Annotated in this window: 14 protein-coding genes; 9 read left to right on the top strand and 5 right to left on the bottom strand. The window is 31.6% G+C overall.

Annotated elements, in window-relative coordinates:
* Together alaS and HKP59_RS03640 are read left to right on the top strand one after the other, a co-directional pair.
* Positions 1-2,576: alanine--tRNA ligase (gene alaS / locus HKP59_RS03635; protein ID WP_291803528.1), on the top strand; the 2,576-nt coding region annotated here is incomplete at its 5' end.
* 70 nt (positions 2,577-2,646) lie between these two features.
* Positions 2,647-3,591, top strand: a complete 945-nt coding sequence (locus HKP59_RS03640) for a GSCFA domain-containing protein (protein ID WP_291803530.1) — start codon at positions 2,647-2,649, stop codon at positions 3,589-3,591.
* Positions 3,592-3,813: 222 nt separating this feature from the next.
* Here HKP59_RS03640 and HKP59_RS03645 read toward each other — a convergent pair whose 3' ends face one another.
* Both HKP59_RS03645 and HKP59_RS03650 read right to left on the bottom strand, forming a co-directional pair.
* Positions 3,814-4,125 (bottom strand): rhodanese-like domain-containing protein, encoded by a 312-nt coding sequence (locus HKP59_RS03645; protein ID WP_291803532.1) that lies wholly within the window; start codon positions 4,123-4,125, stop codon positions 3,814-3,816.
* Positions 4,126-4,196: 71 nt separating this feature from the next.
* A complete protein-coding gene (locus tag HKP59_RS03650; protein WP_291803534.1) occupies positions 4,197-5,942 on the bottom strand; it encodes an aromatic amino acid hydroxylase in 1,746 nt (581 codons plus the stop codon).
* Positions 5,943-6,039: 97 nt separating this feature from the next.
* Between HKP59_RS03650 and HKP59_RS03655 the strand changes: the two genes are divergently transcribed.
* The 4 genes from HKP59_RS03655 to HKP59_RS03670 all read left to right on the top strand — a co-directional run bounded on the left by HKP59_RS03655 (position 6,040) and on the right by HKP59_RS03670 (position 9,878).
* Positions 6,040-6,810: a M48 family metalloprotease gene (locus HKP59_RS03655; protein WP_291803535.1), complete on the top strand. Its 771-nt coding sequence runs from the start codon at positions 6,040-6,042 to the stop codon at positions 6,808-6,810.
* A gap of 264 nt (positions 6,811-7,074) precedes the next feature.
* Positions 7,075-7,587 carry a DNA starvation/stationary phase protection protein gene (locus HKP59_RS03660; protein ID WP_291803536.1) on the top strand — a complete coding sequence of 171 codons (513 nt, stop codon included), beginning with the start codon at positions 7,075-7,077 and terminating at the stop codon, positions 7,585-7,587.
* A 211-nt stretch (positions 7,588-7,798) separates the two neighbouring features.
* Positions 7,799-9,316: a 2,3-bisphosphoglycerate-independent phosphoglycerate mutase gene (gpmI, locus tag HKP59_RS03665; protein ID WP_291803537.1), complete on the top strand. Its 1,518-nt coding sequence runs from the start codon at positions 7,799-7,801 to the stop codon at positions 9,314-9,316.
* Positions 9,317-9,350: 34 nt separating this feature from the next.
* Positions 9,351-9,878, top strand: a complete 528-nt coding sequence (locus tag HKP59_RS03670; RefSeq protein WP_291803539.1) for a thioredoxin family protein — start codon at positions 9,351-9,353, stop codon at positions 9,876-9,878.
* A 75-nt stretch (positions 9,879-9,953) separates the two neighbouring features.
* Here HKP59_RS03670 and HKP59_RS03675 read toward each other — a convergent pair whose 3' ends face one another.
* A complete protein-coding gene (locus tag HKP59_RS03675; RefSeq protein ID WP_291803540.1) occupies positions 9,954-11,222 on the bottom strand; it encodes an acetyl-CoA hydrolase/transferase C-terminal domain-containing protein in 1,269 nt (422 codons plus the stop codon).
* Between the two features lie 162 nt (positions 11,223-11,384).
* Between HKP59_RS03675 and map the strand changes: the two genes are divergently transcribed.
* Genes map through HKP59_RS03690 form a run of 3 tightly spaced genes read left to right on the top strand, consistent with a single transcriptional unit; the run spans position 11,385 to position 13,303 of the window.
* Positions 11,385-12,188: a type I methionyl aminopeptidase gene (gene map, locus HKP59_RS03680; RefSeq protein WP_291803541.1), complete on the top strand. Its 804-nt coding sequence runs from the start codon at positions 11,385-11,387 to the stop codon at positions 12,186-12,188.
* Positions 12,189-12,201: 13 nt separating this feature from the next.
* Complete coding sequence (locus HKP59_RS03685; RefSeq protein ID WP_291803542.1) at positions 12,202-12,528, top strand: cupin domain-containing protein; 327 nt, start codon at positions 12,202-12,204, stop codon at positions 12,526-12,528.
* 10 nt (positions 12,529-12,538) lie between these two features.
* Positions 12,539-13,303, top strand: coding sequence for a class I SAM-dependent methyltransferase (locus HKP59_RS03690; RefSeq protein ID WP_291803543.1), 765 nt, complete (start codon positions 12,539-12,541; stop codon positions 13,301-13,303).
* Between the two features lie 52 nt (positions 13,304-13,355).
* Here HKP59_RS03690 and HKP59_RS03695 read toward each other — a convergent pair whose 3' ends face one another.
* Both HKP59_RS03695 and HKP59_RS03700 read right to left on the bottom strand, forming a co-directional pair.
* A complete protein-coding gene (locus HKP59_RS03695) occupies positions 13,356-15,692 on the bottom strand; it encodes a family 20 glycosylhydrolase (protein ID WP_291803545.1) in 2,337 nt (778 codons plus the stop codon).
* 30 nt (positions 15,693-15,722) lie between these two features.
* Complete coding sequence (locus tag HKP59_RS03700; protein WP_291803547.1) at positions 15,723-16,739, bottom strand: isoaspartyl peptidase/L-asparaginase family protein; 1,017 nt, start codon at positions 16,737-16,739, stop codon at positions 15,723-15,725.
* Positions 16,740-16,809 lie beyond the last annotated feature (70 nt).

Here is a 16,809-nt window from a genome sequence, read left to right on the forward strand (position 1 = left end):
TCTTTGAATCAAAAAAACACGCAATTGTTCCTTCATCACCAATGGTGTTAAAGAATGACCCTACACTTATGTTTACAAATGCGGGTATGGTTCCATTTAAAGAATACTTTTTAGGTCAAAAAAATGCTACTGATAAACGAGTGGCTGATACGCAAAAATGTTTGAGGGTATCAGGAAAACATAATGATTTAGAAGAGGTAGGAAAAGATACCTATCACCATACAATGTTCGAAATGTTAGGGAACTGGAGCTTTGGTGATTACTTTAAAAAAGAAGCTATTGCTTGGGCTTGGGAATTTCTAGTTGACGTATTAAAAATTGATAAAGATTGCCTATATGTTACCGTTTTTGAAGGCGCTGATGAAGATGGCTTAGCATATGACCAAGAAGCTTATGATTATTGGAAAAAATATATTGATGAAGATCGAATTATAAACGGTAATAAAAAAGACAACTTTTGGGAAATGGGTGCTCAAGGACCTTGTGGACCTTGTTCTGAAATTCATGTAGATATTAGATCAGCTGAAGAAAAGGCAAAAATATCTGGCAAAAGCTTGGTGAATATGGATCACCCTCAAGTGGTTGAAATTTGGAATTTAGTATTTATGGAATTTAACCGTAAAGCTGATGGTTCTCTAGAAAAATTACCTCAACAGCATGTAGATACAGGAATGGGTTTTGAACGTTTATGTATGGTTTTACAAAATGTACAGTCAAACTATGATACAGATGTTTTTACTCCTCTAATTAGAGAAGTAGAAGCAATAACTAATAACGATTATGGTAAAACTGAAGAAATTGATATTGCTATCCGTGTAATTTCTGACCATGTTAGAGCTGTTGCTTTTGCAATTGCCGATGGACAATTACCTTCAAATACTGGTGCTGGTTATGTGATTAGACGAATTTTAAGAAGAGCTATTCGTTATGGGTTCACATTTTTAAATGTAAAAGAGCCCTTTATATATAAATTAGTTCCAACATTAACCAAGCAAATGGGAGAATATTTTCCTGAATTAAAATCTCAAAATCAATTAGTTACGAATGTAATTAAAGAAGAGGAGATTTCTTTTTTACGTGCTTTGGATCAAGGTTTAGTTTTATTAGATGGTGTGATTAAAAACACAAAAGGAAAAGAAGTTTCTGGTAAAAAAGCATTTGAATTATACGACACTTATGGATTTCCAGTTGATTTAACTGCTTTAATTCTTTCAGAGAAAGGAATGACATTAAATGAAACTGATTTCAATTCTGAATTAGAAAAACAAAAGAATAGATCTAGAGCCGCAGCTGTTGTTGAAACTGACGACTGGGTTGTTTTGTACGATGACGATGAAGAAGAATTTATTGGGTACGACACGCTTGAGGCCAATGTTAAAATTACACGATATAGAAAAGTGTCGTCAAAAAAAGATGGGGATTTATATCAACTAGTATTTAATATGACTCCCTTTTATGCTGAAGGTGGAGGACAAGTAGGTGACAAAGGTTATATTGAAGTTAGTAATGGAAATGTAATTTATATTATTGATACCAAAAGAGAAAACAATTTAATTATTCACTTTGCCAAAAGTTTACCAAAAGACCCAAGCCAAATCTTTAAAGTGGTAGTTGATGGAAAACAACGATACAGAACTGCATGCAACCACACTGCAACACACTTATTACACCAAGCATTACGCGAAATTTTAGGAACACATGTAGAGCAAAAAGGATCCTCAGTTCATTCAAAAAATTTACGCTTTGATTTTTCACATTTTGCAAAACTTACAAATGATGAATTACAACAAGTTGAAGATTTTGTAAATGCACGTATTAATAATAAAATTCCATTGGAAGAATTTAGAAACATCCCTATGGAAACTGCCATACAAAAAGGTGCAATGGCATTATTTGGTGAAAAATATGGAGACACTGTTCGTGCGATTCAATTTGGAAGTTCTATAGAATTATGTGGAGGAATTCATGTGCCAAACACAAGTGATATTTGGCATTTTAAAATAACATCTGAAAGTGCAATTGCGGCTGGAATTAGACGTATTGAAGCTATTACAAACGATGCAACTAAAGATTTTTATTTTGAAAACAACAAGGTGTATTCAGAAATAAAAGAACTATTAAAAAATCCTAAAAACCCTCAAAAAGCAATTTTAGATCTACAAGAAGAAAATAGTTCACTAAAAAAACAAATTGAGGCATTACTAAAAGATAAAGCTAAAAATTTAAAAGGAGATTTAGTACAAGAAGTTGAAAATATAAATGGTGTTAATTACTTAGCTAAAAAATTAGATTTAGATCAAAATAGCATTAAAGATTTAGCTTTTGATCTAGGAAATCAAATAGACAACCTGTTTTTATTAGTTGGCTCAGAATCTAACGGAAAAGCTTTTTTAACATGCTACATAGCAAAAAATTTAGTTGAAGAAAAAGAATTAAATGCAGGTAAAGTTGTTCGAGAACTTGGAAAGTTAATTCAAGGTGGTGGAGGTGGACAGCCTTATTTTGCAACTGCAGGTGGAAGAAACCCTGAAGGAATTGAAGAAGCCTTATCAGAAAGTAAAAAATATATTGAATAGTTTTCAGTATTTTTTTAATGAGGCCCTTAGTAAGATTAAGGTGACGGATTTTCAAAATGTGCATTTGTAAATGAATTTTAGAATCAACATTCAACTTCAAAAAGAACGTAATCAAATAGATTATAGTTCTAAATTACTGCTGATTGGCTCTTGCTTTTCAGAAAATATTTACCACAAATTAAGCTACTTTAAGTTCAATGCTTTTAGTAACCCTTTTGGGATTTTATTCAATCCAATTGCCATTGAAAATTTACTAACCAATGCAGTAAATGAAAAAATATATACTGAAAAAGATATTTTTCAGTTAAACGAGCGTTGGCATTGTTTTGATGCTCATTCCGATGTAAGTTCAAGTGACAAAAATGAATTACTAGGGAATTTAAATAATAAAATTAAATCAACTCATCAACAAATAATAACCTCAACGCACTTAATTATTACATTAGGAACAGCTTGGGTATATAGATTTATAGAATCTGATAATGTAGTTGGAAATTGCCATAAAGTTCCTCAAAAAAAGTTTTTAAAAGAGTTACTTTCTGTGAATGAGATTACCGCTTCTTTAGAAAATATGTGTACGCTTATAAAAGATATAAATCCATTTGTAAATATAATTTTTACCGTTAGCCCTGTACGACATTTAAAAGATGGTTTTGTTCAAAATGCGCAAAGTAAAGCATATTTATTAGCTGCCATTCATCAAATAGTTGATAAAAGAAACCAATTATATTATTTCCCTTCATATGAAATTATGATGGATGATTTGCGCGATTACCGGTTTTACACTCCAGATATGATTCATCCAAATGAAACAGCTATTCAATATATTTGGAAACACTTTTTAGAAGTTTGGATTGATGAAAAATCAGTTTCAGTGATGAAAGAAGTTAGTGCTATTCAAAAAGGATTAGCACATAAACCTTTTAACCCTAAATCTCAACAACATCAGAAATTTTTACTTGATTTAGAACAAAAAATAACCTCGTTAAAAAATAACTATACAATTAATTTTTAACAGGTGGTTAAAGTTTCGAGTAATATATAAAAATTGATATATTGATTTAAACTTTAATTATCAAAAAATGAAAATACTAATTTTGAAGAAATAAATATATTTCCATACTATTTTACGCAGCAATATTAATTATTGCTCTAGTAGGATTAGTTGCCTTTTTAATTGTAAAAACAATAAAAAAATTAGAAAAAAGACTAAAAATTAAAACCTAATATCAAATTATTAGTTTACAAACTTTGCGACATTTTGCCAAGGCCCTCCATTAATAACGTCAATTCCATTTTTCTTCAAAAAAGAAGTTGCCTGACCGCTTCTCGCTCCACTTCTACACACTGCAATAACCTTTTTGTTTAAACCTTTGATTTCGTCAACTGCTGATGGTATATTATTTAAAACAATATTTTTAGAACCTTTTACGTGCCCATCACTAAATTCTAAAGGTGTTCTAACATCGATAACAACTGCTCCTTCTTTTAAAAATTCTTCAATTGATCCACTATCACTTCCTCCTCCAAATAATCCAAAAAAACTCATTTTTTTAATTTTTAATTTTGGCGCAAATATAACTTTTTAATTCAAAACAAAAAGTAACACCAATTACTATTTCAATTAGCTAATAAAGTTAAACCATTTTCAATTAATTGACAATACTTTATTTGTTGCTTTAAATTAGTTAAATATTCTAATAGCTGATTTTCAATTTCAGAATTGGAATTAATAACTTGCTCATACATTTCAAGAGGTAATAACCAATCATTCGGGTAGTTGTCTTTCAATTCTGCTAAAATTAAGTATAGTTTTTCTTTTTCTATCGTTTTGCTTTTCCTTAAAACAGCAACTTGTTCATACAACTCATGAAGCCTAATTTCTTCTTTTGAATAGGTAATTTTATGAGTTTTATTTTTTGATACTTCTACTTTAGTTTTAAAAGATATAACAGAAGCTGGCCCTGCGAAGGCTGAAATTATTTCTTTACCAACTGCCATATCATAAATTCCCCACTCTGGTTGAAACAATATAGTGTTGTTATGAGTCACGGTACAATTCTTAAAAGAAATCAACACAATTTTACCTTGTAAATCCCTAATTCCAGTAATTACTTCACCTTCAACTTTGATATCACCTTCAAAAAGTAATATTGTTTTTTTACCTTCATAGATTCCGTATACTTCTAAATCCTTAGGAGACATGTCTTCTATAGACAAATTGATACCTTTCAGTTTTCCAATTGGACTTCCAAAACCTTCTTTATGATGATTAACTCCATGGCCAATTAATTCTTTATCTCGTATCGCTAAGGCAGTTTCTCCTGTAGTTTGAATATAAACCGGTTTATTATTTTCATAGGAAATAACATTTGAAAAAATTCCTGAAATTTGCAATCCTGTACTTAATTCTATAGTACCTAAATTTTTTGAATCAATTAACTTTTTAACACCTTTTAAACCTCCTTTTCTAATCGCCATTTTATTCGCAAACTCTTCCAAAACGAAACTTAAATGTGCAAAATTAGGAGTTACAAACAGCTGTGGCTGAGGTTTTGTAATGTCAAAATTTTGAGTTGCAGCATCAATAGTATATGGAACTTTTTTTACTGAATTCGTTAAACAAAATTTACTTTCACCAATAGAAGAAAGTAACCCCGCACCATAAATTTTAGGATCTTCTAAGCTTCCAATAAGTCCATACTCAACGGTCCACCAATGTAAATTTCGTATCTGTGCCATCTCTGAGAGTTCACCCATATTATTTTGTAATTCTTCTACTTTCAAATGTGCACTATTAATTTCATCATCTGTAGAATTAGGATCTTCTTTTAAAATAGAAAGCAACCGAATTGCTTCATACATTTCAAAATCCTTTGCTGAAGAAATAGCCTTACTGCCAATTTCGCCAAACCTTCTCAAGTACTCGGCATATTCTGGATTTGCAATTATGGGAGCATGACCTGCAGCCTCATGAATAATATCGGGCGCAGGAGTGTATTCAATATGCTCTATGGTTCTAATGTCTGAAGCAATAACTAAAACATTATAAGCCTGAAATTCCATAAATGCGTTCGGTGGAATAAATCCATCAACTGATACTGCTGCCCATCCAATATCCTTTAAAATACGGTTCATTCCTTCCATTTTTGGAATAAAATCTTCAGAAATACCCGATTTGTCTAAACCTTTTATATATGATTTATGAGCAAATTTGCCTAAATAATCAATATTCATTCGCATTACATAGCGCCATACTGCTTGATTTTGTGCCGTATATTCTTCATAAGGTTGCTTCACTATAAATTGATGCAAGTGCTTAGGCAAACGTTTTGTAACACTATTAAATTTTATTACTTTTTTCATTGATAAGATAGTAGTATGTTAGTTTATATGTTTAAAACTGAGTGAAATTACTACAAAAATATAACTTTGTATATTTACAACAATATATTTTTTAAAAATGAGAAGAGGAAATTCAAAAGTTAAATTACTCGTTGGAGCAGCGATCATTTTATTTACACTATTTCAGTATTATTCCAAAAGTGAAGTCAATGAATTTACTGGTAAAACTCAACATATTTCGTTAACACCTCAAGAAGAGGTTGCTATAGGATTGCAAAGTGCTCCTCAAATGGCACAGCAGCACGGTGGTTTATACCCTGACCAGAATTACCAGAAATTCGTAGATCAGGTTGGTAGAAAACTTGTAAATAATACTATTGCTAAAAAAACGAACTATAATTACGATTTTCATTTATTAAAAGATGCCCAAACTATTAATGCTTTTGCTCTTCCTGGTGGCCAAATTTTTATAACCTATGCATTATTTTCAAAATTAGAAAATGAAGATCAATTAGCAGGTGTGTTGGGTCACGAAATTGGACATGTTGTTGGAAGACATTCTGCAGAACGAATGGCAAAACAAGGTTTAACACAAGGTCTTTTGAGTGGTGTTGCTGTTGGATTTGATCCAACTACCGCAGACGGAGCAGCTGCTATTGCAAATATGTTAAATATGAGTTACGGTAGAGATGACGAATTGGAAAGTGATGAATTAGGAGTTAAATTTATGATAGATGCAGGTTACAATCCAGAAGAATTAATTGGGGTTATGGAAATTTTAAAAGCTGCAGCTGGACCAAATAGAACTCCTGAAAGAATGAGTACGCATCCGGATCCCGAAAATAGAATTGAAAAAATTAAGGAAGCCATAGATAAGTATAAAAAATAATATTTTTATCTTATAAAGTTAATTACCTGTAACTCTCTTCACATGTTAAAACATGTTAAAAATTTGACTTTTTCATTTATATCTATATCTTATAGTATATATGAAACTCAAAGAAAATCACTTCAAAATTTATGTTATTTAGACTTTAATAAAGTCTAAATATATTTTACTCCAACTTTTTAAATTAATTCAAAAAATATTTTCGCTTTTATACCATCTTATCCAGGTGATATAAATAGCATTCATTATTAAACACAATAGATTATGGAAACACTTACAAAAAATACAAATACATTACAAAAAAAATCATATAGAAAATTAGGATTCACCTATTTAGAAACAGCAGAAATTGTAGTTCATTTAAATGAATTAATAGCCAATTACATTGTACATTATCACAAATTAAGAAATTTTCATTGGAATGTTGATGGTCCCGAATTTTTTGAACTGCATAAAGAGTTTGAAGACGAATACAATGCAGTTCAAGAAAATATAGATATTCTAGCCGAAAGGATTCGAGTTTTCGGAATTAAACCTTCAATGACAATGAAAGATATTTTATCTGTTTCTGAAATTAAAGAAGCTAAAGCAGATAAAATGACACCAATTGATATGGTCACTCAGTTGCTTAAAGATTATGATATTTTGCACGACAAAATGTTAAATGTTGTTAATGCGGCGTTAGAAAATGGTGATAATGTAACTGAACAAATATTAACTGATTTTATGCAAAAACTAGAAAAGAGAAACTGGATGTTCACTTCTTGGACTAAATAATACTAATAGTTTCTAATACAATTGATATCCTAAAAAAAACCTCTAATCAATTTTTAATCTGAAATTTCTTAGAGGTTTACTATAACCTAGCGTTAAAAATAATCATACCTCAATCGTTTTAGTAATTTTCACACGAATTTAAGACCTCTTTATAAAGCTCTTACACTGAATACTTCGTATATTTGCAACCTAAAAATAAATAGAATTTAGAATGAACAAGAAAGTAATTTTAATGATATTAGATGGTTGGGGTATTACTCAAGATCCTAAAGTTTCTGCAGTTTTCAATGCAAACACATCTTATATAGATAGCTTATATCATAAATATGCTAATGCAAGCTTACGAACTGATGGTGAACATGTTGGTTTGCCGGTGGGTCAAATGGGGAACAGCGAAGTTGGCCATATGAATTTAGGAGCTGGTAGAATTGTTTACCAAAACTTAGTTCGTATTAATATGGCTGTTGAAAATAAAACTTTAGGAAAAGAAAAAGTGTTACTCGATGCCCTTTCATATGCCAAAGAAAATAAAAAGAATATCCATTTATTAGGCTTAGTTTCTGATGGTGGTATTCATTCACACATTGATCATTTAAAAGGACTTTTAGATGTTGCAGCCGAAAATAATTCAGAAAATGTGTATTTACATGCATTTACTGATGGTAGAGATTGCGATCCAAAATCGGGAAAATACTTTATCAATGCAGTTCAAGAACATATGGCTAAAACTACTGGTGAGTTAGCAACAATTACCGGTCGTTATTATGCAATGGATAGAGATAAGCGTTGGGAACGAGTTAAAATTGCATATGATGCTTTGGTTCATTCAACAGGTGCTAAATCTATGAGTGCTACTGAAAGTATTGAAGAAAGCTATGCGAATAATGTAACTGATGAGTTTATTAAACCCATCATTATGACAAATGAAAGTGGTATGCCGAAAGCGCAAATTAAAGCTGATGATGTAATTATTTTCTTTAATTATAGAACCGATAGAGGTCGTGAATTGACTGAAGTTCTTTCACAAAAAGATTTTCCTGAATTTGATATGAAAGCGTTGCCTCTTCATTATACAACGATGACGAATTACGATGAAACTTTTAAAAATATCAATGTAATTTATAATTCAGATAATTTAGAGGAAACACTTGGTGAAGTTTTAGAAAAAGCCGGTAAAAAACAAATTAGAATTGCAGAAACTGAAAAATATCCACACGTAACATTTTTCTTTTCGGGTGGAAGAGAACAAGAATTTGAAGGAGAGAAAAGATTGTTATGTCCATCACCAAAAGTTGCAACCTATGATTTAAAACCTGAAATGAGTGCATTTGAAATTAGAGATGCAATTATTCCTGAATTAGATAAGAAAGAGGTTGACTTTGTATGCTTAAATTTTGCAAATGGAGATATGGTTGGGCACACTGGAGTCATGGAGGCAGCAATTAAAGCTTGTGAGGCTGTAGATACTTGTGTAAAAGATGTTGTAAATTCAGCTGTGAAAAATGACTATACAACTATTATAATTGCAGATCACGGTAATTGTGAAACTATGATCAACCCAGACGGTACTCCTCATACAGCCCACACTACCAATCCTGTTCCACTTATTTTAGTTGATAAGGAACTAACTGCTATTAAAGATGGAATTTTAGGAGATGTTGCACCTACAATTTTAAAATTAATGGGTATTGAAAAACCTGCTGCTATGACACAGCATTCTTTAATTTAATTTTGTAGTTTTATTCAAATTTAATTTTAATCGTATGAAACAACTATTTTTAAGTATTATTTTAATAACAACTATTAGCTGTACAGCCCAAAAAAAAGAAGCAACAGCTACAAAAGATCAATCTGGAAATCTAGTTGGTATTGCCAATAAAGACAATTTTCTTCAGGAACCTTATTCTAATTGGTTTACTCCAAATTACGAGGAATATACTGCAGATGAAGTAACCATTCAAAAACTAAAACCACTATTAAAAAAAGTAACTATTAAGGCTTTTATGGGAACTTGGTGTGGTGATAGTAAAGAACAAACTCCTGTTTTTTACAAAATATTAGATAAAGCTGATTTTGATTATGAAAATTTAGAATTAGTTACTGTTAACAGAAGTAAAGTAACTCCAGATAATTTGCAAGAAGGCTTTGATATTCAAAGAGTACCTACTTTTATTTTCTATAAAAATGGAAAAGAGGTTGGTCGTTTTGTTGAATATCCAAGAGAAAGCGTTGAAGCTGATATTTTAAAAATTGTGAGTGGTGAGCCATACAAACATTCGTATGAAGATTAACTTCAAATAATATATGATTATAAAAAACCGATATTTAAAATTTTAAATATCGGTTTTTATTATTGTATTGTTCCTTTATTTCGGAGCATCAAAATATTCCTTTTCAATACGCTCTCTATGATCTGGATGTGCTATTTCAATCAATGCTTCCATGCGTTGTTCTATTGTTTTTCCATATAAATGGGCAACACCATATTCCGTCACAACATAGTGAACATGAGCTCTAGTGGTAACCACTCCTGCACCAGGATATAAAAATGAAGTTATTCTACTAATACCTTTGGCTGTTAATGATGGCATAGCAATAATTGCCTTTCCTCCTTCACTTAAAGAAGCTCCTCTTATAAAATCCATTTGACCACCAACACCTGAGAACAATCTAGTCCCAATAGAATCAGCGCAAACTTGCCCTGTTAAATCTACTTGAATTGCTGAATTTATAGACACCATTTTTGGGTTTTTTCGAATCACAGCCACGTCATTTACATAATCACAAGAGCGCATTTCTATAAATGGGTTGTCATCTACATAATCGTACAAACGTTTAGACCCCATTAAAAAAGTAGCCAACGCTCGTCCTGAATTTACACCTTTAAAATTACTATTAATAACATCTTTCAGAATTAAATCAATAACACCATCAGAAAACATTTCTGTATGTAAACCAAGGTTTTTATGGTTTGAAAGTCTAGATAAAACGGCATTTGGTATTGAGCCAATTCCCATTTGAAGCGTACTTTTATCATCAATAAGCTCCGCTATATGATCTCCTATTTTACATTCCACTTCGTTTGGTTCATGATATAGAAACTCAGGTAAAGGCCTGTTTACCTCAACAAAAGTATCTAATTCAGAGATGTGAATTATTCCTTCACCGTGCACTCTTGGCATTTGTTCATTGATTAGTGCTATCACATGTTTAGCATTTTCGATAGCCGATAGCATAGCTCCAACAGAGACACCTAAAGAACAATAGCCATGTCTGTCTGGTCTAGAAACCTGCAGCAAAGCTACATCAACGGGTAAAATGTTTCTTTTAAATAATAATGGAACTTCACTTAAAAAAACTGGTGTATATGAGCCATTTCCAGCTTTTAGGGTATGGCGCACATTGTGACCAATAAATAGTGAATTTACATGAAAACTATCCTTATAAATTGGATCAGAATAAGGCGCTTCACCCTCTATATGTAAATGACAAACCTCTACATTTCTTAACTCTTCATGTCTTAGGGTCATTGCATTCAATAACTCTTGTGGAACGGCCGCTCCCATATGAACATATACTCTATCACCTGATTTTATTACTTTTACAGCATCTTCTGCCGTTACTGCTTTATACATACTAATAATTATAATTATTTTACAAAATTACGAATCATTCCAACTAAAAACACTGCTAAAAGTCATCTTTTAAAAATGACAATAAACTATATATGAAGTAAGAATAGGAGCTTTGAAATTATTTAATTTAAAGTACCTTTGCAAAACAAAAATTAAGCTTGGATGATTAAAATTAAAACTCGTGAGGAAATAGAATTAATGAGAGAAAGCGCATTAATTGTATCAAAAACTTTAGGGATGCTTGCAAAAGAAGTGAAACCAGGAGTTAGTACTTTATATTTAGATAAATTAGCTGAAGATTTTATAAGAGAACAAGGTGCAATTCCAGGATTTTTAGGCTTATATGATTTTCCAAACACTTTGTGTATGAGTCCTAATGCTCAAGTAGTTCATGGTATTCCTAATGAGAAACCATTAGAAGATGGGGATATTATTTCTATAGATTGTGGTGCTTTAAAAAATGGTTTTTATGGTGATCACGCATACACATTTGAAGTTGGAAATGTAGCTGAGGAAACCAAAAAATTACTTCAAATAACAAAAGAAAGTTTATACGCTGGAATCAGAGAATTCAAAACTGGAAATAGAGTTGGTGATGTTGGATATGCTATTCAAAATTATTGCGAAAAACATGGGTATGGTATTGTTAGGGAATTAGTTGGACATGGATTAGGAAGCGTTATGCACGAAGATCCTGAAATGCCTAATTATGGAAGACGTGGAAGAGGTAAAAAATTTATTGAAGGAATGGTTGTTGCTATTGAGCCCATGGTAAATTTAGGAACTCACCAAATTAATCAATTAAATGATGGTTGGACTATTTTAACAAAAGATGGAAAGCCAAGTGCTCATTTTGAGCATGATGTTGCAATAGTTAATGGGAAACCAGAATTACTTTCAACATTTAAATATATCTATGATGCTTTAGGAATTGAAAGCAATGAAGAAGATGAGTTTAGACAATAATTTTAAAATAACCATGCTAAAAGAAATTTCAAAAATTGAGCAAAAAGAAGTGATGAAAGGATTTCACGGTAGGTTTTTTCATACGAATAGTTCAACAATTGCGTTTTGGGAAATCGAAAAAGGAGCCCTTCTACCAGAACACGCTCACATACACGAACAAACCACACAACTAATTGAAGGTGAACTTGAAATGACAATAGATAATAAAACTATGATTTTAAAGCCTGGCATGATTGTTCAAATACCATCTAACGTAAAACACAGTGGCAAAGCTTTAACAGCTTGTAAATTAACTGATACATTTTGTCCGGCAAGAGAAGATTTAAAATTTGATTATTAAATTCGAGTTTTTGAAAAAAATATTTAAATTTATACTAAACACTATTCCTAGACCCCTGCTTATTAAAGTGAGTTATTGGGTGCGCCCATTAATAGCTATCATTTTAAAAGGAAATACCTATACAGATCCAATAGATGGTAAAAGTTTTAGAAGTTTTTTACCATACGGTTATGGTTCACAACGTTCTAATGCATTGTCTCCAAGTACACTTTCATTGGAACGCCACAGATTACTTTGGTTGTATTTAAAAAATGAAACTGATTTTTTTGAAACACCCAAAAAAGTGCTTCATATTGCACCTGAACAATGTTTTTTAAAGTTATTCAGAAAGCAAGAAAATTTAGACTACACCACTGCTGATTTGTACTCTCCTATTGCAGATGTTAAAGCCGATATTTGTAATCTTCCATTTGAAAACAATAGGTATGATATTATTTTTTGTAATCACGTTTTAGAACATATTGAAGATGACAAAAAAGCAATGAGTGAATTATATAGAGTTTTAAAACCTGGCGGAATGGGAATTTTCCAAATTCCTCAAGAATTGGATAGAGAAAAAACATATGAAGATTTTACAATAACTTCACCCAAACGGCGAGCTGAACATTTTGGTCAATATGACCACGTTAGAATTTATGGTAGAGATTATTTTAATCGTTTAAGAAACGTTGGTTTTACAGTTAATGAAATCGACTATTCCAAAAATATTAGTGCTAAAATGGTTGAGAAATACTGTCTCGTAAAAGGTGAAATTTTACCTGTTTGTTTTAAATAAAATTTGACAATCAAACTAACAAATTAGCGGCATTTATTACTTTCGACTAGACTTATTCAACTAAAATTTCATCAATAAATAACCAAGCTCCACCACCTTTTGGGGTTTCTTTTAAACAAGTCGCTATTACTTTTACAAACTGTGTTTCAAGTTCATCAAATTTAATGTTAAAATTTTGCAATTTCAATTGATCGCTTTTAGCAAAAGGGATGTTAATTTTTTTTACTTGAGTAAAATTAACGCCATCATTTGAAACTAACACCTCAATACTTGTTGGTAAATAAATATCTGGCCTCTGATGATCCAAAGCGCCAACCGTTACTTGATGTATCAACTCTTTTTTTTCTAAATCAATAACAACTTCCATATCATTATTTAACCAACCTTGCCATTGACCATCTCTAAAGTTTTTAGTCCCGCGCAATGCATTCACCAATCCATAGGCACCTGCACCAATATATTTTTCATGATAAGAATTAATATATTTTACAGGATGCGCTAATGCTTTATGGAAAATTATCGTATCCTCAAAAACATTTCCAACTGGCTTATCATTTTCAAATAATGAAGCTTTTACAATAGTTGATTCATTTATTTCAAGAGGAACGGTATATCTAATCGCATTCTTATTTAAATTACCATTATTTAGAATATAACGGACATCACTTAAAGGGAATTCATTTTGTAGTGTTAAACTCAATTTTTTATTATTCAAATCTACCGTGGTATTCGCAGTTACTAAAAAAGAACTTTTTGCATAATTTCTTCCTTGGTAGGTATAACGTTCAAACATAGTATGAATTCTATTTGTAAAATCATCCCAATTTCTTAGTGATTTTGGACTCCATAAAGTTTCTGAAAGTGCTGCTAAACGAGGAAAAATCATATATTCAGAATGGGATTCTGTTGGGATATATTCTGACCATAAATTTGCTTGACCACCTAACACGTGCGCAGCTTCTTCTGAAGTCATTGATTCTACAACAGGGTCAAATTGATATACTTTACTTAATGGTGTAAAGCCTCCAATTGCTAAAGGTTCTTCCTCTTGAGGTCCTTGATAATGATCAAAATAGCAATGTGTGCCTGGTGTCATAATTACATCATGACCTTGAGCTGCAGCTTCTAATCCCCCTTTTACTCCTCGCCAACTCATAACTGTTGCTTCGGGCGCTAAACCACCTTCTAAAATTTCATCCCAGCCAATTAGTTTTTTTCCATTTAAGTTGATAAACTTTTCTATTCTTTTTACAAAATAACTTTGTAATTCCTCTACTTCTGTTAAACCTTCATTTTTCATTCTTTTTTGACAATGAGGGCAGGTTTTCCAATTCGTTTTTGTTGCCTCATCACCTCCAATATGAATATATTTCGATGGAAAAATATCAATTACTTCCGCTAAAACATTTTCTAAAAACTCAAAAGTTGTTTCTTTTCCAGCACAATAAATATCAGTAATTGGCCAAACACTTCCTGATGGAACTCCAACTGGTTTTTCAAAACAAGATAAAAATGGATAAGCAGCAATGGCGCAAGTTACGTGGGCAGGCATTTCAATCTCTGGAATTATTTCTACATTTTTCGACTGTGCATATTTTACTATTTCTTTCAATTCGTCTTGGGTTAAAAAACCGCCATACGTACCTTTTTCTTCTGGACTGACTGTTCGTCTATCAATCCAATGCTTATCTTCCTGATCTACTCGCCATGCTCCTACTTCAGTTAATTTTGGATACTTTTTAATTTCTATTCTCCAACCCTGATCATCTACTAAATGCAAATGCAGTACATTCATTTTATGCATAGCTAGTCCGTCAATGGTTTTCTTAATATATTCTTTATTAAAAAAATGACGAGATATATCTAACATTAATCCTCTATATTTAAAACGAGGTGCATCTTTTATTTGAACGGTTGGAATTACCCAATCTACCTCAGAAACCAATTCTTTACTTTCAATTGAAGGTGGAAGTAATTGAGAAATTGTCTCTAATCCATATATAAATCCTGAATTTGAGCCTGCCGTTATAGTGACACTATTTTTAGTTACTTCTAATTCATAAGCGTCTTCAATTAAATTATCATTGGTATGAAAAGCTATAAAATTATTTGAAGTTGTTTTTTCTAAAAATTTAAGATCCCATCCCACTGCGTTTTTAAACTTGTTGACCAATATGTTTGCCAATTCTTTTTGAGAATCATTACTTACCACAAAATGAGTTTCTCTCGTAAACTCAAATGATCCCTTTTCTAGCATTAACTCTGCAGGTTTAGGAATAATATGTATGTCTTTTTCAGTAAAATTTTTTTCTACTCTATTTATACAAGATAGTGCTATAAACAACGTAACTATAACTGTAACTATTTTTTCAATATTGTTTATTCTCATTTTTGTATTTTATTTCATATCTGCTTTCTACTAAGATTCCCAACTCATTTTATACGCTGCATCTTCCATTCTATTTCCAATTTCTTCATCGCAAATTGCATAATTAAATCCAGACCTTAAACTATAACCTGCGTGTTCACCTTTTTTATTAACGGCAATAAATCCAACTTGAAGATATTCCATATCCTTATGGTTTTTATGCTTGGCATAAATTCTTTCAACTATTTCTTTACAAGCTTCCAATGGAGACTTTCCTTGACGCATTAATTCGACTACCATGGCACTCCCTGCTGTTCTAATTACAGCTTCACCTAAGCCAGTTGCAGCTGCTGCACCTATATCATTATCTAAAAATAATCCCGCACCAATAATAGGTGAGTCACCAACACGCCCATGCATTTTCCAAGCTGCACCGCTTGTGGTACATCCACCGAATAAATTACCTTCTTCATCAAGTATTAACATACTTATTGTATCGTGATTTTCAATATTAATTACTGGTTCATATTTTGATTTTTCTAGCCATTCCTTCCAATCTTTTTCTGATTCAGCAGTTAGTAAATTTTCTTCAACAAAGCCTTCTGATAATGCGAATTGAAGTGCTCCTTGCCCAGAGAGCATTACATGTGGTGTATTTTGTAATACTTTTTTAGCTACAGAAATAGGGTGTTTAATACCTTGCAAAAAGGAGACAGAACCACAATTACTATCAGAGTCCATAATACAAGCATCTAAGGTAACTTTACCTTCTCTATCTGGAAAACCACCATGTCCAACACTTCTAATTGCTGGATCTGCTTCAGGAATTTTCACACCAGCTTCAATTGCATCAAGTGCAGATTTCCCTTTTTTTAAATATTCCCAGGCTTTATTATTTGCAGGTAATCCGTGATTCCAAGTAGAAATAATCAAAGGTTTTTTTTGATTACTCTCCGGGAATACTGCCTGTTTTTCATTCTTATTTTCAACTTGATTACAACTTAAAAAAGTACTCACACCTATAGTTCCCAGGGTAGCTTTTTTTATAAACTCTCTTCGATCTGACATTAGTTTGAAATTTATTATACCGTTTCTAAATATAGATAAATCAGTATCCTATTTAAACATATGAATTCTT

The organism is Lutibacter sp. (assembly GCF_013041805.1).
Classification (GTDB): domain Bacteria; phylum Bacteroidota; class Bacteroidia; order Flavobacteriales; family Flavobacteriaceae; genus Lutibacter.

Bases quoted from the DNA above. Each gene is read 5' to 3' on its own strand.
- HKP59_RS03640 (WP_291803530.1), top strand. From the start codon at position 2,647: ATGAATTTTAGAATCAACATTCAACTTCAAAAAGAACGTAATCAAATA.
- HKP59_RS03645 (WP_291803532.1), bottom strand. From the start codon at position 4,125: ATGAGTTTTTTTGGATTATTTGGAGGAGGAAGTGATAGTGGATCAATT.
- HKP59_RS03650 (WP_291803534.1), bottom strand. From the start codon at position 5,942: ATGAAAAAAGTAATAAAATTTAATAGTGTTACAAAACGTTTGCCTAAG.
- HKP59_RS03655 (WP_291803535.1), top strand. From the start codon at position 6,040: ATGAGAAGAGGAAATTCAAAAGTTAAATTACTCGTTGGAGCAGCGATC.
- HKP59_RS03660 (WP_291803536.1), top strand. From the start codon at position 7,075: ATGGAAACACTTACAAAAAATACAAATACATTACAAAAAAAATCATAT.
- gpmI (WP_291803537.1), top strand. From the start codon at position 7,799: ATGAACAAGAAAGTAATTTTAATGATATTAGATGGTTGGGGTATTACT.
- HKP59_RS03670 (WP_291803539.1), top strand. From the start codon at position 9,351: ATGAAACAACTATTTTTAAGTATTATTTTAATAACAACTATTAGCTGT.
- HKP59_RS03675 (WP_291803540.1), bottom strand. From the start codon at position 11,222: ATGTATAAAGCAGTAACGGCAGAAGATGCTGTAAAAGTAATAAAATCA.
- map (WP_291803541.1), top strand. From the start codon at position 11,385: ATGATTAAAATTAAAACTCGTGAGGAAATAGAATTAATGAGAGAAAGC.
- HKP59_RS03685 (WP_291803542.1), top strand. From the start codon at position 12,202: ATGCTAAAAGAAATTTCAAAAATTGAGCAAAAAGAAGTGATGAAAGGA.
- HKP59_RS03695 (WP_291803545.1), bottom strand. From the start codon at position 15,692: ATGAGAATAAACAATATTGAAAAAATAGTTACAGTTATAGTTACGTTG.
- HKP59_RS03700 (WP_291803547.1), bottom strand. From the start codon at position 16,739: ATGTCAGATCGAAGAGAGTTTATAAAAAAAGCTACCCTGGGAACTATA.